The following is a 21,417-nucleotide window of genomic DNA, read 5'->3' on the forward strand; positions in this document are numbered from 1 at the left end:
GCGAGTGTTGATCAGAGTCGGGGGATGCAGAAGTTGAAGCATGGACATTCTGGCGCGCGTGGTACCAGGGTCGCCTTACTGCCCACCGCGCTCCAGAATCTTGTACAGATGCGACCGCGATATCCGCAGTTGTGCCGCCGCGCGTTTCTTGTTTCCCCCGTGGCGGGCGATGGCGTCGAGCACCGCGGCATACGCTAGCCCGCTCATGCCACCGCCGGCATCCGCCAACGGCAGACTCGGCAACGGTGCGCCGAGGGCCGGGCCATCGTCGCCAGACGCACTGGACAACGCCGTGCCGAATGCAGGCGGCGCGGAGACATCGTCCAGCGCCACAACCATCCCCCGCGCCGCATCCCCCCGGGCAAAATCGGCCACCTTCAGCGCGCGGCCATCGCAGAACACCAGCGCCTCTTCCACGCGCTGCCGTAGCTGCCTGACATTGCCTGGCCATGGCTGTCCGGCCAGGTATCGCGCCACATCGTGTTCGATCCGTGGCGCAGGCATGCCATTCCGCGTGCAGAAGGCCTCGACGAAATGCTGCAGCAGGGCCGGAATATCCTCGCGCCGTTGTCGCAGTGCGGGAATGCGCAGCACCACGCCGCTGAGCCGGTAATACAGGTCCAGCCGGAATCGGCCGGCATCGATCAGCTCTGGAATGTCGCGATTGGTGGCCGATACCAGGCGGAAATCCACCTTGCGGGGGCGTCCGCTGCCTAGCCGTTCGACCATGTGGTCTTCCAGCACGCGCAGCAGTTTCACCTGCATTTCCATTGGAATATCGGCGACTTCGTCCAGGAATACCGTGCCGCCGGCGGCCAGTTCGAGCTTGCCGGCCTGGCCCTGGCGCTTGCTGCCGGTGAAGGCGCCGGGGGCGTGACCGAACAGTTCGGACTCGATCAGCGTGGCGGGCAGGGCGGCCAGGTTCAGGCTGACCAGCGGGCGGTCGGCGGTGTCATCGTGGCCGGTGCCGTGGATGGCGCGCGCCACCAGTTCCTTGCCGGTGCCGCTTTCGCCCAGGATCAGCACGGGTACATCGAGCCGGGCCACGGTCTGGATTTCGCGGCGCAGGCGCTGCATCGGCGCGCTTTCGCCGATCAGGCCCATATTGGACTGGCGCTCGCGCAGGCCTTCCACCTCGCGCTGGTAGCGTGCCACCTCCGAGCGCAGCGTCACCAGTTCCTTGTGCAGGCGCACCAGTTCCTCCGGCCCCTTGAACATGACCTGGCCGATGGCACCCACCACCTGGCCGTGCTGGCGGATCGGGATGCGGTTGACCACCCGGGTGGTGTGATTCAGCTGCTGGAGCTGGCCAATCTCGGCCTTGCCGCTGCTGACGACCTGCGGCAGCCGCGAATTCGGAATGACCTCGGCCGCAGCGCGCCCGATGCCCGCGCCCGGTTCCAGACCCAGGAATTTCTCGTGGACCGGGCTGATAAAGCGCACCAGCCCCGCCTGGTCGACCACGGTGATGGCCTGATAGGGGTCGTTCAGGAAGTGGTCGAGGATGGCATCGGCAAACGGCACGGTGCCCAGGAAATCGAACAGCGTTGCCTGGGCATCGGCGCGATGCAGCAGGATCAGGTGCCGCTGGCTGTCTTCCAGGGACAGGCCCAGGTAGCGTGCCGGGCCAGCTTCCACCGGAAACAGCCGGCGGCCATGCGCCGGGTTGGCTTGCATCCATGCGGACAGGGTGGCGGATGCCACCGCCGCATCGGCGCAGACGCCGAACGCCGTGTCGATAGTGCCGTCGCCCGTGCATACCATCGCGCCAAGGAACGCGGTATCAGGATGCAGATCGACTGTCGCCTGTGTTGTCTCCGTGGACACGGATGTCTCCTGTTGTGTCCTCAATGCGGACACTTTGATGTATTTGTCGAGGACATCTTAAAGGTGTCGCATGGATTTCTCAATGTAATCAAGGCGAGGACAGGTACCTAAAAGCTGGCACGGCTTGTGCAAAGTGTCTTCGTATCAACACCAGAAAGACAAGTCGGAGACAAACGCGTGAGCTGGCAGCCTGAAGTGGATGAACTCGCCTGGCGGCGGCGACTGGCCGCCCGCATGGGCGGTGACAGCAAGGTGGAGCGTCACAAGGCGGCGGGCAAGCTGACCGTGCGCGATCGGGTCGATGCGATTGCCGATCCGGGCTCGTTCCGCGAGGTGGGCGGGCTGAGCGGCAGTGGCCGCTATGACAGCAACGGCCGGTTGATCGACCTGATTCCCTCGAACCTGGTCATGGGCCGCGCGCAGGTGGACGGGCGCCCCGTGGTGTTGGTGGGCGACGATTTCACGGTGCGCGGCGGGGCCAACGACGGCGCGCCCGGCGACAAGCTGATCCATGCCGAAAAAATGGCCCACGACCTGCGGCTGCCGATGATCCGGCTGGTCGACGGTACGGGCGGCGGCGGCTCGGTGCGTAATATCGAGATCAAGGGCCACACGCTGATTCCGACCATGAAGGTCTGGCAGTACGTGGTGGAGAACATGGCCACCGTGCCCGTGGTGTCGCTGGCGCTGGGGTCGGTGGCTGGCATGGGCGCGGCGCGCGTGGCGGCCAGTCATTACTCCGTGATGGTCAAGGAGACCTCGCAGCTGTTCAGCGAGGGGCCGCCGCTGGTGGCGCGTGCCGGGCAGGACATCGGCAAGAACGAGCTTGGCGGCAGCCAGATCCACACGCGCAATGGCGTCGTGGACGACGAGGTGGCCACCGAGCAGCAGGCGTTTGCGCGCGCCCGGCAGTTCCTGTCGTATCTGCCGGCCTCGGTGTACGAACTGCCGCCCAGGGCGGCCACCGCCGATACGCCGTCTCGGCGGGACGAATGGCTGCTGGCGGCCATTCCGCGCGATACCCGTGCCGCGTACCAGATCCGGCCGATCCTGGACACGCTGGTCGATGCTGGATCGTTTTTCGAGACCGGCACGCAATGGGGGCGCGCCATCGTCACGGGGCTGGCCCGGCTCGATGGCTGGCCGGTGGCCGTGATCGCCAGCGACCCGGCCTGGCACGGCGGCAACTGGGATAGCGACACCGCCGAGAAATTCACGCGCTTCGTCGACCTGGCGCAGACCTTCCATCTGCCGGTGGTCCATCTGGTGGATACGGCGGGCTTCCAGGTCGGCCCGGAGGCCGAGCAGGCCGGAATCATGCGCTATGGCGTGCGCGCGCTGGCCGCCGTCTACCAGGCGACCGTGCCCTGGTGCTCGGTCATCGTGCGGCGCGCCTATGGGGTGGCGGCGGCGGGCCACCAGCACATGGGCCGGTTCAACTTCCGCTACGCGTGGCCATCGGCCAACTGGGGTGCCTTGCCGATAGAGGGCGGCCTCGAAGTGGCCTACAAGGCCGAGATCGAGGGCGCGGACGATCCCGTGCAGAAGCGCGCCGAGATCGAACAGCGCGTGCGCAGCCTGACGTCGCCGTTCCGAAGCGCCGAGGCATTCGTCATCGAAGACATCATCGACCCGCGCGACACCCGCGCGCTGCTCTGCGAATTCGCCAACCTGGGCGCGCCGCTGCGCGAGCCCGGTGTCAGCCGCTTTGGCGTGCGGCCCTGAGCCCGGCCATCGCAGCCCGATACAGAACACCAGAACACCAGAACACCAGAACACCAGAACATCAGAACAACACAGGAGAGAGACTTGAAGAAGCTGCTGATTGCGAACCGGGGCGAAATTGCCCTGCGTATCCTGCGGGCCGCGCGGGATCTGGATATTGGCACCGTGGCGGTCTATTCGCAGGACGACGTCAGCGCGCTGCATCGCGTGCTGGCTGACGAGGCCGTGGCGCTCGATGGCGCAGGCCCGGCCGCCTACATCGACATTGCGGGCATCGTCGCCGCAGCCCAGGCCACCGGCTGCGATGCGGTGCACCCAGGCTACGGCTTCCTGAGCGAGCGGGCAGACTTTGCGCAGGCGTGCGAGGCGGCCGGCATCCGGTTTATCGGCCCCAGCGTCGAGCATCTGGCGATCTTCGGCGACAAGGGCCGCGCGTTGGAGCTGGCCGTACAGAGCGACGTGCCGGTGATGCCGGCCACGCGCGGCGGGGCAACGCTGGAAGACATCACGGCCTTCTTCGATGCGCAGGGCGCGGCCGGTGTGGTCATCAAGGCCGTGGGCGGCGGCGGTGGACGTGGCATGCGCGTGGTGCGTCGGCGCGAAGACCTGGCCGAAGCCTATGCGCGCTGCCGTTCGGAGGCGGCGTCGGCGTTCGGCATCGACGCGCTGTACGCCGAACGGCTGGTGGCGCGGGCGCGCCATATCGAAGTGCAGATTGCCGGCGACGGCGTGAACGTGGTGGCGCTGGGCGAGCGCGACTGCACGTTGCAGCGCCGCTTCCAGAAGCTCGTGGAGATCGCGCCGAGCCCGGTGCTGAAGCCGCAGTTGCGCGATCAGATCATCAAGGCCGCGCTGCGGCTGGCACGCCGGGTGGGCTACAGCAGCCTGGGGACGTTCGAGTTCCTGGTCGAGGAAAACGAAGCGGGCGACCAGAAGGACTTTGTCTTCATCGAGGCCAATCCGCGCCTGCAGGTGGAGCATACGATCACCGAGCAGGTCACCGGCGTGGATCTGGTGGCGCTGCAGATCGGGCTGGCCGCCGGGCGCACCCTGGGCGACCTGGGGCTGGACCCGGCCGCGCCGCCGCAACCACGCGGCTTTGCCATCCAGGTGCGCGTCAACGCCGAGATGACCGATGCCAACGGCCTGGCGCGTCCGGCGCATGGCCGGCTGGAGCGATTCGACCCGCCGACCGGGCCCGATGTCCGCGTCGATACCCATGCCTACACGGGCTACGAGCCGTCGCCCAATTTCGACACGCTGCTGGCCAAGCTGATCGTCAGCAGTGCGACGTCCGATTTCGGGGCGGTGCTGCGTCGCCTGCAGCGCAGCCTGGGCGAATTCCGTATCGGCGGCGTGCCGACCAACCTGAACCTGCTGCGCGCGCTGGTGCAGCGTGACGAATTCCGGACCCAGGCCGTTCACACGCGCCATTTCGAGGCCATCCTGCCCGAACTGGCTGCGGCGGCGGAAGCGATTGCCGACGCGGGCCGTGCGCAGGACGCGCTGCTTGGCGGCGCGGCACGGCCGCCGGTCCACGGCCTGGCGCATGCGGCTGGGCCCGAGGAGCAGGTCGAAGAAGGGTTGGTGGCCATCCGCGCGCCGCTGACGGGCCGCGTGGTGGACATCGCGGTCGAACTGAACGCGCTGGTCAAGCCGGGCCAGACCGTGGCCGTGCTCGACGCCATGAAGATGGAACACGCCATCGTGGCCGAGTGCGCGGGCCGCGTGGTAGACCTGCGCCTGGAAAGGAACGCGCTGGCGGCCGAGAACCAGATCCTGATCGTGCTGGAGGAAGCCGACGCCGAGGGCGTGGCCGCCGATACCGCGCAGGCGCACGATGCCAGTGCCATCCGCGCAGACCTGCAGCGTGTGCTGGACCGGCACGCCTTTCTGCATGATGCCGCGCGCCCCGACGCCGTGGCGCGGCGCCGCTCGCGCGGCCAGCGTACCGCCCGCGAGAACATTGCCGACCTGTGCGACGCCGACACGTTTGTCGAATACGGCGCGCTGGCGCTGGCTGCCCAGGCAAGCCGCCGCACGAAGGACGACCTGATCGCCAATACGCCGGCCGATGGCCTGATCACCGGCATCGGCAACGTCAACGCCGACCTGGTCGGCAAGGATCGCGCGCGCAGCGCGGTGATGGCCTATGACGCCACCGTGATGGCGGGCACGCAGGGCAAGCGCAACCACATCAAGACCGACCGCATCGTGGAGGTGGCGCTGCGCGACGAACTGCCGCTGGTGCTGTTTGGCGAAGGGGGCGGCGGGCGGCCCGGCGACGTGGACTTTCCGTCGGTGTCGGGCCTGTACCAGCCATCGTTCGCCGCGTTTGCCGAACTAAGCGGCCAGGTGCCGGTGGTGGGCATCGTGTCGGGCCGATGCTTTGCGGGCAACGCCGCATTCGTGGGCTGCTGCGACGTCATCATCGCCGACAAGTCCGCCAATATCGGCATGGCCGGCCCGGCCATGATCGAAGGCGGCGGCCTGGGCATCTTCCGCCCCGAAGACGTGGGGCCGGCGCCGGTGCAGTTTGCCAATGGCGTGATCGACATCCTGGTGGAAAACGAGGCCGAAGCCACGCAGGCGGCCAGGCATTACCTGTCGATGTTCCAGGGCCGGGTCGCGCACTGGAGCGCGCCCGATCCGGCCGACCTGCGGCACGTGGTGCCCGAGAACCGGCTGCGGGTCTACGACACGCGCAAGGCCATCGAGGGCATTGCCGATGTGGGCAGCGTGCTGATGCTGCGGGGCGGCTTTGGCGCGGGCATCCATACCGCGCTGGCGCGCGTGGAAGGGCAGCCGGTGGGCATCATGGCCAACAACCCGTACCACCTGGGCGGTGCCATCGACGCGGATGCGGCCGACAAGGCGTCGCGCTTCATGCAGCTGTGCGATGCCCATGGTCTGCCGATCGTCTCGCTGATCGACACCCCGGGGTTCATGGTGGGCCCCGACGTCGAGGCGCGCGCCCAGGTGCGCCACGTGTCGCGCATGTTCCTGACCGCTGCCAAGCTGCGCGTGGCACTGCTGGCCGTGACGCTACGCAAGGGCTACGGCCTGGGGGCGATGGCCATGGCGGGCGGCGGCTTCCGGTCCGCGAATTTCACGATCTCCTGGCCAACCGGCGAGTTTGGCCCGATGGGGCTGGAGGGCGCGGTGCGCCTGGGCTTCAAGAAGGAGCTTGAAGCGGTGCCCGATGGCCCGGCGCGCAAGGCGCTGTTCGAGCGGCTGGTGGCGCAATCGTACGAGCGTGGCCACGCGATCAATACGGCGGCGGCGGTGGAGATCGACGCGGTCATCGATCCGGCCGAAACGCGGAAATGGATCGCGCAGGGCATTGCGTCTGCAGACGTGCGCAGCCGCCGGGCGCGCCGCGGCTTTGTGGACGCCTGGTGAGTCCCCCAGTGGATGTTCGGAACCCAAGGAATCAGGAGGCATTCATGACCAGGAATGGTCCAGACCCCGCGCAACTGGCGCTGGGTGGATTGCGCGTGCTGGAAATTGGTACCGGGCCGGCGCTGGCCTACGCGGGCAAGCTGTTTGCGGATTTCGGCGCCGAGGTCATCAAGGTCGAAGACGCAACGGGCGATGCCTGGCGGCGGATGCCGCCGCTGGTTGACGTGCCGGGTGGCGGCCAGCCGGAAAGCGCGCTGTTCGCCTGGCTCAATACGAACAAGCGCAGTGTCGTTGCGGCGGGCGGCCCCGAGCACGACGCATGGCTGGCCCAACTGGCCCGCACGTGCGACGTCGTGCTCGATGCGCGCGCGCTTGACGCAGGCATCGCCGTGCTCGATCAGCCGGTGTGGAGCGTGTCGTGCGAGCCACAGGGACACGTGCCCATCGACATCGCGCTGACGTGGTTCGGCGAAAGCGGCCCCTATAGCGAATTTGCGGGTACCGAGGCCGTGTGCCGGGGCCTGGCCGGCGCCGTGCATGGCAGCGGCCCGGTGGAAGGCCCGCCGCATATGCCGCACGACGTGCAAACTGGCATCGTGGTGGGACTGAGCGCATTTTCGGCGGCGGTGGCGGCGCTGCTGGGCACCAGCCAGGGCAGCCGGCGCTACGTGCTGAGCCTGCACGAGTGCATTTTCAGCGTGGTGGAGATGGAAGCGGGCATGGTCCAGGACCAGCGCCACCCACTGCGCCGCATGGGCGTGAATCGCTTCTGCGGCACGCATCCGGGCGGCATCTACGAGACCGCCGACGGGTGGATCGGCATCTTCACGCACACCTTGCCGCAGTGGAAGGCGCTGTGCGAGGCCATCGGGCGTCCCGAACTCGGCAACGATCCGCGCTTTGCGAGCGGGCCCGAACGCATGGTGGTGGCCGACGAGATCGATGCATTCCTGAAGCCCGCGCTGCTGGAGCGGACGGCCAAGCAATGGTTTGCGTTGCTGGGCGAAATGAAACACCCGGCCGTGGTGGTGCCCAGCATGGCAACGCTGCTGGGGCAGGCCGTGCATCGAGAGCGTGGCGCGTTTGTGCCGGTGGAACTGGATGGCGTGACGTTTGAAGGCCCCGTGGTGCCGCTGCGGCTCGATGACGCCGGGCCGCTGGCCGGCGGCAAGGCACCGGCGCTGGGTGCGGACACCGCGTTCTACCGGCAGGCGGGCCTGGATCGTCATCCGCGCCAGGCCCTGGCCCCGGCGCCTGCTGGCCGCCTGCCGCTGGAGGGCATCCGCGTCATCGACCTGACGATGGGCTGGGCGGGGCCGCTGGCCACCCGAACGCTGGCCGATCTGGGGGCGGAGGTCATCAAGGTGGAAAGCACGGGCTACCCGGACTGGTGGCGCGGCGCCAATTTCACCGAGGCGTTCTATCGGGACAGGCTGTACGAGAAGAACTCGAACTTCAACATGATGAACCGCAACAAGCTCGGCATCACGCTGGACTTGACCCGGCCCGAAGGTAAGGCGCTGCTGCTGGATCTGGTGGCGCACGCCGATGCGGTAATCGAAAACTACTCGGCGGAGGTGCTGCCCAAGCTCGGCCTGACCTACGACACGCTACGCGCCCGCAACGACCGGCTGGTGATGGTGTCGATGCCGGCCTTCGGGCTGGGCAACGCCTGGAGCAACACGCGCGCCTATGGCGGCACGCTGGAACAGGCCAGCGGACTGCCGTGCTACACGGGCCACCCCGATGGCCCGCCGGCCATGACGTCGTATGCCTACGGCGATCCGATTGGCGGCTTGAACGCCGGCGCGGCGATGCTGGTGGCACTGTTCGCGCAGCGGGCCACGGGCAAGGGCCGGCATCTGAACCTGTCGCAGGTGGAGGCCATGCTGGCGCTTACCGCGCCGTACATGATCGAGCAGTCGGTGTCGGGCCAGGTGACGCCGCGCCAGGGCAATCGCCATCCGATGGCCGCGCCGCACGGCTGCTACCGCTGCGCGGGCGACGACGGATGGGTCGTCGTGAGCGTGACCGATGCCCAGTGGCCTGCGCTATGCCGGGTGATCGGGCGCATGGACCTGGCCGAAGGCACGGCGCTGGCCGATGCCGCAGGCCGTCGCGCGCAGCATGACCGCATCGACGCGGCCATCGCCGCCTGGTGCGCGAAGCGCGAGCCCGACGACGCCATGCAGGCGCTACAGCAGGCCGGTATCGCAGCCGGCGCGGTCAAGCCCATGTGGCAGGTGCTGCAGGACCGCCATCTGCACGCGCGTGGCTTCTGGTGCGAGGTGGAGCGCCCCTACGTTGGCCGCTATGCCGCCAGCACCAGCTGGTTCCGCGGCGCAGGCGGCCCGGCACCAATTCGCCATGTGTCGCCCACGCTGGGGCAGCACACCGACCAGGTGCTGGCCAGCGTGCTCGGCCTGGGGGCCGAGCAACGCGCGGCGCTGGAGCATCGGGGTATCACCGGCCAGACCGCCAGACCCAAGACGGCCAGGGAATAGTCGTGGTCCGCAGGGCCGGGACGCCGACCTCAAACATCACGACATAACGACATAACGAGCACAAGGAGACAACATGAAAAGACGCGCACTGACTGCCGCCATGGCAATGGGATGCCTGCTGGCCTTGGGGTTGCCCGGCACCGCCGCCGCACAAAGCGGCCAGGGCGGCCAGGTCGGAAACTGGCCGAACAAGCCGATCCGCATGATCGTGCCGTTCCCGGCCGGATCGTTCACCGACACCGTGGCACGCGTGCTGTCCGAGCGGCTGACCAAATCGCTGGGCCAGCCGGTGGTGGTGGAGAACAAGGCCGGCGCGAACGGCCTGATCGGTGTGGGCGAGGCCGCGCGCTCGGCGCCGGACGGCTACACGCTGCTGGTGACCAATTCCAGCAGCGTCACCATCAATCCGCACATCTACAAGAAGGCCAGCTACAAGGCCCGCGACCTGGCGCCGGTAACGCTGGTGCTGGAGGCGCCGTTCATCCTGGTGACCAACCCCGAATGGTCGCAGAAGCACGCGGTGGCCACGGTGCCCGATCTGGTCCGCTACGCGTCGCAGAATCCTGGAAAGATCAGCTACGGCTCGGCGGGCCCCGGCAACATCGCCCATCTGAGCTTTGCCATGCTGAACAACCGGGCCAAGATAAACACCACCCATGTGCCGTACAAGTCCGCCGCCCAGGCAGAGATGGCCGTGATCAGCGGCGAACTGGATACCGCGTTCGATACCTGGACCGCGCTGCCGCAGATCAGGGCCGGCAAGCTCAAGCCCATCGCCGTCAGTTCCACGCGGCGCATGACCCAGCTGCCCGATGTGCCGACCGTCGAGGAGGCCGGCCTCAAGCCGTTCAATTCCACGTTCTGGATCGGCCTGCTGGCACCGGCTGGCACGCCGCAGCCCATCGTACAGAAGCTGCATGCCGCCACGCGCGGCGTGCTGGAGGACGAGAAGGCCAAGGCGGCGCTGAGCCAGCAGGGCGACGTGGTGATGGTGGACCCGGATAACTTTGCAAAGCGGGTCGAGAAAGAGGAGGTGAGCTGGGATGCGGTGATCCAGCGGGAGAACATCACGCTGGACTGACCGCGGCACTGGGTGCTGCATTGAGTGCTGCATTGAGTGCGGCATTGAGTGCGGCATTGAGTGGAACACTGCGCGTCGACGCACGTGGCCGGGTGGCATCCCGGCCACGTCTCGCGCGGCGCCGGCGCGCCCGGATATACGTGGGTATGACAGCCCGACGCCTATGTAGGGGGCCTGCGAGCCGACCGTAGAATAGCCGCGCCCGGCGCGCGTTCCTACCATTTCCTCAAGGCAGGAGCGAGGGTGCCGCGCAGTCCGGGTACATCGCCAAAGCCGCAAGCGTTGCGCCGGTGCCGGCTGGCAACGCATCCATTCCCAAGCGAAATACGACGTCAAATGCGACGTATTCGGGGCGCCATCGCCCCGGGGGCACCTTTTTGCCTGCGCGCGGGACCTTGCGATGTACAGCGATGGGCGGAGCGATCATGGAAACGTTGTCTCTTGAGCGGCTTGGGGCCTGGCCAGCACTGGAAGCGGCGGCGCGCGCCATCGAGATTGGCGCCCATCTGGTCAGCGAGCGCGACGGCTACGTGCATCACGGCATCTATGCGGGCAACGGCGAGGTCATCCATTACGGCGGCTTCGATCGGTCCGCGCGGCGGGGTCCCGTGGAGACCGTCCCACTCTGCGGCTTTGCGGGCGGACGGGGCGTGCGTGTCCAGCCGGAACCGCACGCGCGCTTCGCGGGGCGCGATGTCGTCGCCCGCGCCCGATCGCGGATTGGCGAAGACCGTTATCGCATCCTGACCAATAACTGCGAGCACTTCAGCACCTGGTGCGTGTCGGGCGTGGGGCGCAGCGAGCAGGTATGCCGATGCCTGCTGAATCCGTGGCTCGGCCTCAAGACGCTCTACGCCGTCTGCCGCAGCCAGTTCACGAGCACGATGGAAGACATGTCGCTGTCGCGGGCGGAAATCTGACTGGCGCCGACTAATCTGAACGGCGCCGGGCCACACCATCGGTAGCAACCCCAAGTTGACGCCATTTTTCATGGGCATAAAATCTGTTTCACAAACATGAAAACAGAGCGCCGGCCATCCGGTACGGCGCCGCCATGTTGGAGACAGCCTACCCATGACCGCATCTTCCGCCGCCAAGCAGGCGGCCCCCGCCTATTTCGTCCGTACCGAAGAGGTTGCCGGCTATCACCCGGCCAACCACGTTGGCACCCTGAACCGCCGCATCATCGGCCGCGAAAATGTCGGTGCCACGCAACTCGAAGTCATCCACGGCACCATCGAGCGCGGCAAAGGCGCGCTGCCGCACGCGCACCCCGGCATCGAGCAGGTGTGCTACGTGCTGGAAGGGCGTGCGCGGGCCGAGGTCAACGGCCACGCGCGCGAACTGGGGCCGGGCGACTGCTGCTTCTTTCCGGCCGATGCCATGCATGTCTTCACGGTGATCAGCGACGAGCCCGTGAAGCTGCTGGTGATCTACGCCCCGCCATACGAGGAATCGCCGGACCGCGTGATTCGTCCGGCCTGAACATCGCATTCAGCCGGACCCATAAAGGCCTTGCAGCCGCCCAAACCCCTGGAGGAGATCACCATGCCGAATTTCCGCGTGCGGCGCACGCTTGTTGCCGCCATGCTGGCGCTACCCACGGCGGCGCTGCCGCTGGCCGTGCAGGCGGCCGACACTTATCCGAGCCGGCCGATCCGGCTTGTCGTGCCGTTTGCGGCGGGAAGCGGCACCGACGCCGTGGCGCGCATTACCGCCAAGGAACTGGGCGACGCACTGGGCCAGAACGTGGTGGTCGACAACCGGCCGGGGGCCAACGGCGCGATTGCCGCCGAACTGGTGGCGCAGGCCGCCCCCGATGGCTACACGCTGTTCATGACGACGAACACCACGCACTCGGCCAACCCGTCGCTGATGAAGAAGCTGCCGTATGACCCGATCAAGGATTTCACGCCGGTCGCGCGCATGGGCAACCTGCCGTTCATGCTGGTCATCAATCCGAAGCTGCCGGTCAAGACGGTGGGCGAGCTGATTGCCTACGCCAAGGCGCATCCGGGTATGTCGTACGCCAGCGGCAACAGCACTGGCATCGTGTCCGGGGCCACGCTGGGCCGCATGGCCAACATCGACCTGCTACATGTGCCGTACAAGAGCACGCCGCCGGCCATGACCGACGTGATCGCCGGCCAGGTGCCGATGATGTTCGTCGACGTGGCGGCCGGCATCGCCAACGTCAAGGCGGGCAAGATGCGCGCGCTGGCCGTGACCACCGCGCAGCGCAGCCGCCTGCTGCCCGACCTGCCGCCGATTGCCGACACACCGGAGCTGAAGGGCTTCGACATCACGTCCTGGAACGGCGTATTCGCGCCGGCCAGGACACCGCAGCCGATTGTCGAGCGGTTGAACCGCGAGTTGTCGAAGATCGCGTCCAGCAAGGAGGTGGCGCCAAAGTTCGAGGCGTTGGGTTTCGAGGCGTTTGGCCAGACCCCGCAGCAGTTCACGGCCTTTGTCGGCAGCGAACTGGTGAAGTGGAACAAGCTCGTCAAGGACGCGGGCATCCAGCCGGAATAAGGAGCACCGGATGAATTTCGAGAGGACACCCGAGCAGAACGCCATCGTCGAAGCCGTGACGCAGCTCTGCAGCGACTTCGGCGCCGAGTACTGGTACGAACTGGATCGCGAACACCGCTTTCCCGAAGCGTTCCACCAGGCCATGGCCGGAGCGGGCTGGCTGGGTATCGCCATGCCGGAGCGGTTTGGCGGGGCGGGGCTTGGCATCACCGAGGCAGCGCTGATCATGCAGACGGTGTCGGCGTCCGGGGCGGGATTCTCGGGCGCATCGGCCATCCACATGAACGTGTTCGGCCTGAACCCGGTGGTGGTGTTCGGCAACGAGGACCAGCAGGCGGCCGCGCTGCCCCCGCTGATCGAAGGTCGCGACAAGGCCTGCTTTGCGGTGACCGAGCCCGATGCCGGGCTGGACACCACGCACCTGAAGACGCAGGCCGTGCGCACCGCCGACGGCAGCGCCTACCGCGTGGACGGCCGCAAGATCTGGATTTCCACAGCGCAGGTGGCCACGCGCATGCTGCTGCTGGCGCGCACCACGCCGCTGGATGCCGTGAGCAAGCCCACGCAGGGCCTGAGCCTGTTCTACACGACGCTGGACCGCAACCACATCGAAGTGCGCGAAATCGACAAGATGGGGCGGGGCGCGGTGGACTCGAACATGCTGTTTATCGACGGCCTGATGGTGCCGGCCGAAGACCGCATCGGCGAGGAGGGCAGGGGCTTCGAGTACATCCTGCACGGGCTGAACCCGGAGCGCATCCTGATCGCGGCCGAGGCGGTGGGGCTGGGTCGGGCCGCGCTGGAGGCCGCCACGCGTTATGCCAAAGAGCGCACGGTGTTCGGGCGGCCGATCGGCCAGAACCAGGGCATCCAGCACCCGCTGGCCCAGGCGTGGATGGCGCTGGAGGCAGCCGACATGATGGTGTGGAAGGCGGCCTGGCTCTACGACAACGGCAAGCCCTGCGGCGCAGAGGCCAACGCGGCCAAGTACCTGGCGGCCGAGGCCGCGCACCAGGCATGCCAGACGGCCGTGCTGACGCTGGGTGGGATGGGCTATGCGCGGGAGTATCACGTGGAACGCTATCTGCGGGAGTCCTATATCCCGCGCATCGCCCCGGTCAGCGCCCAGCTGATCATGTGCCACGTCGCGGAGCGCGTGCTGGGGCTGCCGAAGTCGTACTGAAGGTGACGGCGTCCGGGGGGGGGCATCGGCACGCGGTACCGAAGAAGAGAGCAAAAAGGAGCCAGGAAAAAGGAAAGGCCCCGGACCTGTGGAGGACCCGGGGCCTTTGCCGTGCAGGTTTCCCGCTGCCGCGCCATGACGATCCGCGAGGATCTTTCACCGTTGCATGCCACGATGCCTTTCAGCGATGAAAACGTCCGATCATCGTTGAAGGACACAATAGGCCGGTGCTCATGGCGCGACGCGCGGCGGCATGTTCTTCCCATCTAAGAGACCATGCCGCGCAAACCTGGATGACCCTGCCCGCCATCCAGACCGCGGAAATCGTCGATTACTTACCTAGCTCGTGGCCAATCACGCCACCCACCACGGCGCCACCGACCGTACCGGCCGTGCTGCCGTGGGTGGCCTCATGGCCCACCACACCGCCTGCCACCGCGCCAGTTGCCGTGCAGCCCGAGAAGGCCCAGCAGCATGCGCCCATGGCGATAACGCCTGTGATTCGTTTCCACATGATGTTCTCCTACGGTGGCGCCGCGCGGGTCCTGCCTGGTGTTGCGCGGCGGCGTCTGTCGTTCATCACGCCTCAAGGATAGGTCCGGGCCGCCGCCGGGCCTTTCCGGCGGGCGCTGATTGCACTGTAGGAATTTGTCGGACGGCCGCAACACGGGGCCCGGACAGCGTGTCAACCGTGCAAACGTACGAAACCGGGATGGGCCGGCTGGGTGGGCTGTATGGCGCCGGGATCAGCGGAAGCAGCGGGATCAGCGGGATCAGCGGGCGGGCAGCAGGGCAAGCGGGCTGATACACAATCCCGCTTCAGTCTGGGCTGAAACGACCGATAACCCTTGGCGGTGCCGGAAATTTCACGCCGGGTTCGCCTGACCCTTCAGAATGGCGGCCTGCCGCAAGCCACTGCCCCGTCACCCGCTGCCATGATGTCGCCCCGTTTCGACGCTTCCCTCGTTCTGATTTCCGTGCTGGTTGCCGTGCTGGCGTCGTATACGGCGCTGGACATGGCTGGCCGCATTTCCACGGCCGGCCGTGGCCGCTACGCGTGGATGTGGCTGGCCGGAGGTGCCGTGGCCATGGGGCTGGGCATCTGGTCGATGCATTTCATCGGCATGCTGGCCTTCAGCCTGCCGATTCCGCTGGGCTACGACGTGGCCATCACCGGGGCGTCACTGTTGATCGCCGTGCTGGCGTCGGCCTTCGCGCTGCGGCTGGTCAGCCTGGAGTACCTGCCGCGCAGGCGCCTGGCGCTGGGGGCGCTTGCCTTGGGCGCGGCCGTCTCCAGCATGCACTACACGGGCATGGCGGCCCTGCGCATGCAGCCCGGCATCGATTACGACCCCTGGCTGTTCCTGCTGTCGATCGTGATTGCCGTGGCGGCGTCGGGCGCGGCACTGTGGATCGCCTTCCGTCTGCGACGCAGCATGCCGCGCGTGCATCAACTGCGGTTCGGGGCCGCGCTGGTCATGGGTGGGGCCATTGCCGCCATGCACTACACGGGCATGGCGGCGGCGCGGTTTCCGCTGGGCAGCGTCTGCGGCGCGGCGGGCTCGGGCGTGAACAGCGGTGCGCTGGCCTTGCCGATCCTGGTCATCACGGTGTGCGTGCTGGCCGTGGCGCTGATTACATCGGTGCTCGACATGCGCCTGGAAATGCGGACAGCCGTGCTGGCCGACGCCCTGGGCGTGGCCAACAAGGAGCTTGAATTCCTGGCCCTGCACGACAAGCTGACGCACCTGCCCAATCGTGTGCTGCTGGAAGACCGTTTCCAGCAGGCCATCCAGGCGGCCACGCGGCAGCCCGGCACCTTCGCCGTGCTGTTCGTGGATCTGGACGGATTCAAGGGCGTCAACGACACCTATGGCCACCAGATGGGCGACAGCCTGCTGGTGGAGATTGCCGGACGCCTGCGCGCATGCACCCGCTCCGAGGACACCATCTCGCGTGTGGGTGGCGACGAATTCGTGGTGCTGGCAAGAGCGGACGAGCCAGCCGACGCCGGCGTGATGGCCGAGAAGCTGATCGAGGCACTGCGCGAGCCGGCGCACGTGGCCGGTCATGCGCTGCACGTGTCGGGCAGCATCGGCATCGCGCTCTATCCGGCCGACGGCGCCGACCAGGACACCTTGATGACCAACGCCGATGCCGCGATGTATCACGCCAAGGCGTCGGGCCGTAACGCGTACTGCTTCTTTGAACGGTCGATGAATCATCAGGCGCGCGTCCAGCAGTCGCTGATCCAGGACTTGCGCGGCGTGACGCGCACCGGCCAGCTCGAACTGTATTACCAGCCCAAGTTCGCGGCGACGGACAACCGCGTGGTGGGGGCCGAGGCGCTATTGCGATGGCATCATCCGCTGCACGGCCTGCTGATGCCCGACCAGTTCATCGGCCTGGCCGAAAAGACCGGTGCCATCGTGACGATCGGCAAATGGGTGCTGGACGAGGCCTGCCGCCAACTGGCCACCTGGCACGCCATCGGCCATGCGGACTGGTCGATGGCGGTGAACCTGTCGGCACTGCAGTTCTGTCATCCGGGGATGATCGAGACCGTGTCCGATGCGCTGGCGCATCACGGTATCCCTGCGGCAAGCCTGACGCTGGAAATCACGGAAAGCACGGCCATGCGCGATGTGGAGGAAACGCTCGCGATCATGACGCAGCTTGACGAGATGGGCGTGCGCATCGCCATCGACGACTTCGGCACCGGCTATTCGAGCCTGTTGCACCTGAAGCGCATTCCGGCCAGCGAGCTGAAGATCGATCGCGGCTTTGTGCGCGATCTGGCGGAGGATTCGGAGGATGCGGCGATCGTGTCGGCCATCGTTGCGCTGGGTCGTACGCTGAACCTGCAGGTGGTGGCGGAGGGGGTAGAGACCGCCGCGCAGCAGTCATTCCTGGCGGGGCTGGGGTGCGATGCGCTGCAGGGTTACCTGTTGGGCAGGCCGGTGCCCGCCGCGCAATTCATGAGCCAGGCGGCGACGCAGTAAGCGCCGCCGCCTGGCGGTTCGGGCCGTATCGGCCCGGATCTGGCCCACGCGGGCCATGGCTTGTATCACGCACCGTCGGTGAACGGGCTGCGCGCATCGCGCACATCATGGGCGCCGTCGACAAACGGGTTGCGTGCATCGCGTACGTCGCGGGCGCCATCGGTGTAGACGTCACGCGCGCCGACGCGCTCGACCAGGCCATCACGGTTGGTCACACGTGCGCCGTCGGTGTAAGGATCTGCACTGCGCGGCGCAGCGTTGACCATGGTGGCGGCGCCGGCCAGCGTAGCGGCGAGGGCGGTATAGAGCAGGGCTTTCTTGAGCATGTAGACTCCTTGGGATACGAGGATGGAGGCAGTTTGGTGTGGTTTGTACCGGTCGTCACGCGACCTTGGATTGCAGTCTATGAGCGGGGCAGCCACGCCAACATGACCAACGCATGACATGTTCGTCATTCGTTTGCGCGCGGCGCGCAGCGCCATTTGAGGCCCCGGAAAGTGCCACGGCTGAATGCAACATTCCGGCGGTAATCGCCGGATTCCGCGGGTGCCTGCCCAACACCCTGTAGAATCCGTGCTGGTCCGCCGGATTCCCTGCACGGACCGATCCCCGAATCGAATTCTCCGGCCCGCCCGCAAAATGGCGGGCGCACGATAAGTCATGTCCGAATCTGATGCAGCCAAACAAGCCGCGGTGGCATGGATCCGCGAGCAGATGGATCACCATGGCCTGACGTTCGACCATCTCGTCGAAGCAGGCTGCTTTACCGATGCCGACACCGATGATGGCGCCGATGTGGCGCCGTCCGCCCAGGAAGCCGAAACGCCCGTGGCAGGCACTGCCGCGCCGCGCGTGCTGTATCGCAATGCGATGGGGCAGACCTGGGACGGCACCGGCGAATATCCGGACTGGCTGCAGCGCGCCGTCAACGCCGGACAATCGATCGACTTCTACCGCGTCGACTAAGACGCGGCGCGCGGCCCGGGCCGCGTGCCTGTCCCGCACAGGGCTGCCCAGGGCCGCCCGGCTACTGCCCGATGGCCAACGAGGTCACCGTCAGCAGCCCGTCGATACGGTCGACGGTGAAGCGCACCTTGTCGCCCGCCTGCACCCGCGTCAGCATCGCCGGGTCCTTCACGCGAAAAATCATCGTCATCGCGCCCATGTCGAGGTTGCCGATCGGCCCGTGACGAATCGTCAGCTTGCCGGCCTCCGCATCGACCTTGCGGATTTCGCCTTCCACCTCGGGTAACGGCGCCTGCGCCGTAGCGGCTGCCACCGACGCGTCGGGCGCACCGGGCGTCGCCGCCATCAGTGCGGGGGATGCGCCGGCCAACAGGGCCAACAGGGCCAGCAGCGCTACGGTTGCCATCGTGTGTTTCATGTCTGTCCTTCGGGAATGCGGGGGAAGCTGTGCGATTCGCGCCTATCGCGCACGGCGCGGCGCCGGCGCCACGGGCTCGGTGTATTCAAAGGCCACGGTGCCCTTGGGGTGCCGATACCAGCCCGGATCGCGGTAGTCGTTCGCCGCCAGGCCGGCGCGTACCTTGAGCGTGGTGAACATGCCGCCCATCTCGATGGGGCCGAACGGCCCCTGGCCGCTCATCATCGGCAGCGTGTTCTCGGGCAGCGGCATTTCCATGCTGCCCATGTCGGCCATGCCCGCCTGACCCATCGGCATGTAGTCGGGCACCAGCGCGTTCATGCGGCTGGCCAGGTCCTTCTGCTTGACGCCGATCATCGTGGGCAGGTTGTGGCCCATGGCATTCATCGTGTGGTGCGACTTGTGGCAGTGGAAGGCCCAATCGCCCGGGTTGTCGGCCACGAACTCGATGGCCCGCATCTGGCCCACCGCGACATCGGTGGTCACCTCCGGCCAGCGCGCTGAAGGCGGCACCCATCCGCCATCGGTGCCGGTTACCTCGAAGCGGTGGCCGTGCAGGTGGATCGGGTGATTGGTCATGGTCAGGTTGCCCATGCGGATGCGCACACGGTCGCCCAGCCGCACGGGCAGCACGTCGATGCCGGGAAACACGCGGCTGTTCCACGTCCACATGTTGAAATCGGTCATCTCGGCCACGCGTGGCGTATACGAGCCGGGGTCGATGTCGTACGCGGCGATCAGGAACACGAAGTCGCGGTCCACGCGCTGGGCGGCGGCATCGCGCGGATGCACGACGATAAAACCCATCATGCCCATGGCCATCTGCACCATCTCGTCCGAGTGCGGGTGGTACATGAAGGTGCCGGCATGGCGCATCTCGAACTCGTAGACGAACGTCTTGCCGGGTGGGATGTGCGGCTGCGACAGCCCGCCCACGCCATCCATGCCCGCCGGCAGCAGCACGCCGTGCCAGTGCACGGTGGTGTGTTCCGGCAGCTTGTTGGTCACGAATATGCGCACACGGTCGCCTTCCACGCATTCGATGGTCGGGCCAGGACTCTGACCGTTGTAGCCCCACAGGTGGGCGGTCATGCCGGGCGCCATCTCGCGTTCGACCGGCTCGGCCACCAGGTGAAATTCCTTCCAGCCGTTGCGCATGCGCCAGGGCAGCGTCCAGCCGTTGAGCGTGACCACGGGCTGATAGGGGCGGCCGCTGGCGGGCGCAAGCGGCGGCTGGGTGGCGGCGCTGTGTTGCAGCGGCGCTTCGGGCAGGGCGGCCGCGCCCGCGCGCGACACCATTGCCGTGCCGAGCATGGCAGCCGCCGACTGCCCCAGGAAATTGCGTCGGGAAACCATTGTCATTGTCCTTGTGGGGTCGTGGCCGCAGGGTTGGCGGCCGTGGGCGCGGCTGTGGGGGCGGGCAGGCGGCCGCCCAGCGCGCCGCGCAGATCGGCATCGGCCAGCCAGAAGTCGCGCTGCGCGTCGAGATAGCCGTTCACGGCACTGACCTGTTCGCGCGCGTCGGTCAGCAGCTCGAACACGCTGACCAGCATGCCGTTGTAGCGCAGCAGGCTTTCGTCGACGATGCGCTTGCGCAGCGGCACCACTTCATCGCGATAGTGCAGGGCGATGTCGTAGCGCGCCTGGTAGCCGGCATAGGTCTCGCGCACCACGGAGCGCGCGTTGATGGCCTGCTCGGCCAGCCGCGCCGTCGCCTGCATGTAGACGGCTTCGGCGCGCGCCACGCGGGCGCCGCCCCAGTCGAACAGCGGCACCTCGATGTCGATGCCGTAGCCCGTTTCACGCGGCCGGCTGGTCTCGGAGTTGTGGAGATAGCTGACGTCCAGCACGCTGATAAAGCGCGTGGCGCGGGTCAGGCCGAGCGAGCGCGACAGGCTGTCCAGCTGCAGGCGGCCGGCCTGCAGGTCCAGGCGCTGCGCGATCGCATAGCCTTCCAGATCCTGCATGGCCGGGCGCGCCTTGGGCAGGTCGGGCAGGCGGTCTGGCAACGCGTACCCGATGTCGGCACCCCACAGCCCCAGTTCGCGGGTCAGCTGTTCGCGCGCCGTGAGCGCCCGTTCGCGGGCGCGTGCCAGCTGCGCCGCCGCATCGGCATAGAAGGCCTGCTCGCGCGCATGATCGAGGGCGCTGACATTGCCGGCGCGGGCCAGATCGCGGGCAAACAGCGCCCCGGTTTCGGCGGCCCGGCGTACCTGTTCGGCATACCGCGCGGCCTGCTCGGCGGCAACGGCCTGGACCCAGGCGCGGCGGGTGGCTTCAGCACGGCGCAGCGTGGCGTCGGCCACGGCCAGGCGTGTCTGGGCAAAGCGGCTTTCCTCGATGCGGGCGGCAAATGGCAGCGCCAGCAGGTTCATGAAGCCGATGGTGACCGCCCGGTCGATCTTGAGTTCGTCGCCCGATGTCTTGCGGCTGAACGAGAAGCCAGGGTTCGGCAGGCGCGTGGCCTGCACGTAGTCGGCCTCGGCAATGCCCAGGTCGGCATACTGGGCCTGCAGCCCGGCGTTATTGAGCAGCGCGACCTGGATCGCGGCATCGGCATCGAGCGGCTTCGCCAGCAGTTCGCGCGTGCGGTCGCGCAACGCATGGCGGTCGGCATCGCTGCGCGCCCAGACGGCGTCCTTGCCCAGCCTGTCGCGCGTGGCGTCGGCAACCGGGCCGAAGCCACCATCGGGCGCAAAGCCCGCGCACCCGGTCAACAGCACCGCAGCAGCCAGCGGAACGGCGGCGCGCCGGAAGAAAGCGTTCATCATCGCGGG

At 67.4% G+C, this 21,417-nt stretch carries 16 protein-coding genes; 10 read left to right on the forward strand and 6 right to left on the reverse strand.

Annotation, left to right across the window (positions count from 1 at the left end; all coding sequences use genetic code 11):
• Positions 1–75 precede the first annotated feature (75 nt).
• Positions 76–1,764 (reverse strand): sigma-54 interaction domain-containing protein, encoded by a 1,689-nt coding sequence (locus CYJ10_RS31755; RefSeq protein ID WP_101685455.1) that lies wholly within the window; start codon positions 1,762–1,764, stop codon positions 76–78.
• A 240-nt stretch (positions 1,765–2,004) separates the two neighbouring features.
• On the opposite strand from CYJ10_RS31755, the gene CYJ10_RS31760 reads away from it, so the two are divergent.
• The 8 genes from CYJ10_RS31760 (at position 2,005) to CYJ10_RS31795 (ending at position 14,254) form a co-directional block, all read left to right on the forward strand.
• Entirely contained in the window at positions 2,005–3,552 is a 1,548-nt protein-coding gene (locus CYJ10_RS31760; protein ID WP_101685419.1) for an acyl-CoA carboxylase subunit beta, read from the forward strand.
• A gap of 84 nt (positions 3,553–3,636) precedes the next feature.
• Positions 3,637–6,954, forward strand: a complete 3,318-nt coding sequence (locus tag CYJ10_RS31765; protein ID WP_101685420.1) for an acetyl-CoA carboxylase family protein — start codon at positions 3,637–3,639, stop codon at positions 6,952–6,954.
• Between the two features lie 44 nt (positions 6,955–6,998).
• Positions 6,999–9,458 (forward strand): CaiB/BaiF CoA-transferase family protein, encoded by a 2,460-nt coding sequence (locus CYJ10_RS31770; protein WP_101685421.1) that lies wholly within the window; start codon positions 6,999–7,001, stop codon positions 9,456–9,458.
• A 73-nt stretch (positions 9,459–9,531) separates the two neighbouring features.
• On the forward strand, positions 9,532–10,539 hold the full coding sequence (locus CYJ10_RS31775; RefSeq protein ID WP_101685422.1) for a Bug family tripartite tricarboxylate transporter substrate binding protein: 1,008 nt from the start codon (positions 9,532–9,534) through the stop codon (positions 10,537–10,539).
• 425 nt (positions 10,540–10,964) lie between these two features.
• On the forward strand, positions 10,965–11,459 hold the full coding sequence (locus CYJ10_RS31780; protein WP_101685456.1) for a lecithin retinol acyltransferase family protein: 495 nt from the start codon (positions 10,965–10,967) through the stop codon (positions 11,457–11,459).
• A gap of 154 nt (positions 11,460–11,613) precedes the next feature.
• Positions 11,614–12,024: a cupin domain-containing protein gene (locus CYJ10_RS31785; protein WP_101685423.1), complete on the forward strand. Its 411-nt coding sequence runs from the start codon at positions 11,614–11,616 to the stop codon at positions 12,022–12,024.
• A 102-nt stretch (positions 12,025–12,126) separates the two neighbouring features.
• Complete coding sequence (locus tag CYJ10_RS31790; RefSeq protein ID WP_257993624.1) at positions 12,127–13,071, forward strand: Bug family tripartite tricarboxylate transporter substrate binding protein; 945 nt, start codon at positions 12,127–12,129, stop codon at positions 13,069–13,071.
• A 10-nt stretch (positions 13,072–13,081) separates the two neighbouring features.
• Positions 13,082–14,254 carry an acyl-CoA dehydrogenase family protein gene (locus CYJ10_RS31795; RefSeq protein ID WP_101685425.1) on the forward strand — a complete coding sequence of 391 codons (1,173 nt, stop codon included), beginning with the start codon at positions 13,082–13,084 and terminating at the stop codon, positions 14,252–14,254.
• A gap of 331 nt (positions 14,255–14,585) precedes the next feature.
• On the opposite strand, the gene CYJ10_RS31800 is transcribed toward CYJ10_RS31795, so the two are convergent.
• Complete coding sequence (locus tag CYJ10_RS31800) at positions 14,586–14,738, reverse strand: glycine zipper 2TM domain-containing protein (RefSeq protein WP_257993625.1); 153 nt, start codon at positions 14,736–14,738, stop codon at positions 14,586–14,588.
• 451 nt (positions 14,739–15,189) lie between these two features.
• Between CYJ10_RS31800 and CYJ10_RS31805 the strand changes: the two genes are divergently transcribed.
• Entirely contained in the window at positions 15,190–17,256 is a 2,067-nt protein-coding gene (locus CYJ10_RS31805; protein WP_101685427.1) for a putative bifunctional diguanylate cyclase/phosphodiesterase, read from the forward strand.
• 65 nt (positions 17,257–17,321) lie between these two features.
• Here CYJ10_RS31805 and CYJ10_RS31810 read toward each other — a convergent pair whose 3' ends face one another.
• Positions 17,322–17,582: a copper resistance protein CopQ gene (locus CYJ10_RS31810; protein ID WP_101685428.1), complete on the reverse strand. Its 261-nt coding sequence runs from the start codon at positions 17,580–17,582 to the stop codon at positions 17,322–17,324.
• Between the two features lie 334 nt (positions 17,583–17,916).
• On the opposite strand from CYJ10_RS31810, the gene CYJ10_RS31815 reads away from it, so the two are divergent.
• A complete protein-coding gene (locus tag CYJ10_RS31815) occupies positions 17,917–18,222 on the forward strand; it encodes an H-NS family nucleoid-associated regulatory protein (RefSeq protein WP_101685429.1) in 306 nt (101 codons plus the stop codon).
• A gap of 61 nt (positions 18,223–18,283) precedes the next feature.
• Here the strand turns inward: CYJ10_RS31815 and CYJ10_RS31820 are convergent, their stop codons facing one another.
• From CYJ10_RS31820 to CYJ10_RS31830, 3 genes are read right to left on the reverse strand one after another with little or no spacing between them, the layout of a single operon-like run.
• Positions 18,284–18,640, reverse strand: a complete 357-nt coding sequence (locus CYJ10_RS31820) for a copper-binding protein (protein ID WP_257993621.1) — start codon at positions 18,638–18,640, stop codon at positions 18,284–18,286.
• Between the two features lie 42 nt (positions 18,641–18,682).
• Positions 18,683–19,996 carry a multicopper oxidase family protein gene (locus tag CYJ10_RS31825; RefSeq protein ID WP_101685431.1) on the reverse strand — a complete coding sequence of 438 codons (1,314 nt, stop codon included), beginning with the start codon at positions 19,994–19,996 and terminating at the stop codon, positions 18,683–18,685.
• Between the two features lie 2 nt (positions 19,997–19,998).
• Positions 19,999–21,411: a TolC family protein gene (locus CYJ10_RS31830; RefSeq protein WP_374703328.1), complete on the reverse strand. Its 1,413-nt coding sequence runs from the start codon at positions 21,409–21,411 to the stop codon at positions 19,999–20,001.
• Positions 21,412–21,417 lie beyond the last annotated feature (6 nt).

Origin of the sequence: Cupriavidus pauculus (assembly GCF_002858765.1) — a bacterium.
GTDB classification, from domain to species: Bacteria; Pseudomonadota; Gammaproteobacteria; order Burkholderiales; family Burkholderiaceae; genus Cupriavidus; species Cupriavidus pauculus_B.

Excerpts from the sequence above, each read along its gene's own strand:
- CYJ10_RS31755 (WP_101685455.1), bottom strand. The coding sequence starts at position 1,764 with ATGGTATGCACGGGCGACGGCACTATCGACACGGCGTTCGGCGTCTGC.
- CYJ10_RS31770 (WP_101685421.1), top strand. The coding sequence starts at position 6,999 with ATGACCAGGAATGGTCCAGACCCCGCGCAACTGGCGCTGGGTGGATTG.
- CYJ10_RS31775 (WP_101685422.1), top strand. The coding sequence starts at position 9,532 with ATGAAAAGACGCGCACTGACTGCCGCCATGGCAATGGGATGCCTGCTG.
- CYJ10_RS31780 (WP_101685456.1), top strand. The coding sequence starts at position 10,965 with ATGGAAACGTTGTCTCTTGAGCGGCTTGGGGCCTGGCCAGCACTGGAA.
- CYJ10_RS31785 (WP_101685423.1), top strand. The coding sequence starts at position 11,614 with ATGACCGCATCTTCCGCCGCCAAGCAGGCGGCCCCCGCCTATTTCGTC.
- CYJ10_RS31790 (WP_257993624.1), top strand. The coding sequence starts at position 12,127 with ATGCTGGCGCTACCCACGGCGGCGCTGCCGCTGGCCGTGCAGGCGGCC.
- CYJ10_RS31795 (WP_101685425.1), top strand. The coding sequence starts at position 13,082 with ATGAATTTCGAGAGGACACCCGAGCAGAACGCCATCGTCGAAGCCGTG.
- CYJ10_RS31800 (WP_257993625.1), bottom strand. The coding sequence starts at position 14,738 with ATGGGCGCATGCTGCTGGGCCTTCTCGGGCTGCACGGCAACTGGCGCG.
- CYJ10_RS31805 (WP_101685427.1), top strand. The coding sequence starts at position 15,190 with ATGATGTCGCCCCGTTTCGACGCTTCCCTCGTTCTGATTTCCGTGCTG.
- CYJ10_RS31810 (WP_101685428.1), bottom strand. The coding sequence starts at position 17,582 with ATGCTCAAGAAAGCCCTGCTCTATACCGCCCTCGCCGCTACGCTGGCC.
- CYJ10_RS31815 (WP_101685429.1), top strand. The coding sequence starts at position 17,917 with ATGTCCGAATCTGATGCAGCCAAACAAGCCGCGGTGGCATGGATCCGC.
- CYJ10_RS31820 (WP_257993621.1), bottom strand. The coding sequence starts at position 18,640 with ATGAAACACACGATGGCAACCGTAGCGCTGCTGGCCCTGTTGGCCCTG.
- CYJ10_RS31825 (WP_101685431.1), bottom strand. The coding sequence starts at position 19,996 with ATGGTTTCCCGACGCAATTTCCTGGGGCAGTCGGCGGCTGCCATGCTC.
- CYJ10_RS31830 (WP_374703328.1), bottom strand. The coding sequence starts at position 21,411 with ATGATGAACGCTTTCTTCCGGCGCGCCGCCGTTCCGCTGGCTGCTGCG.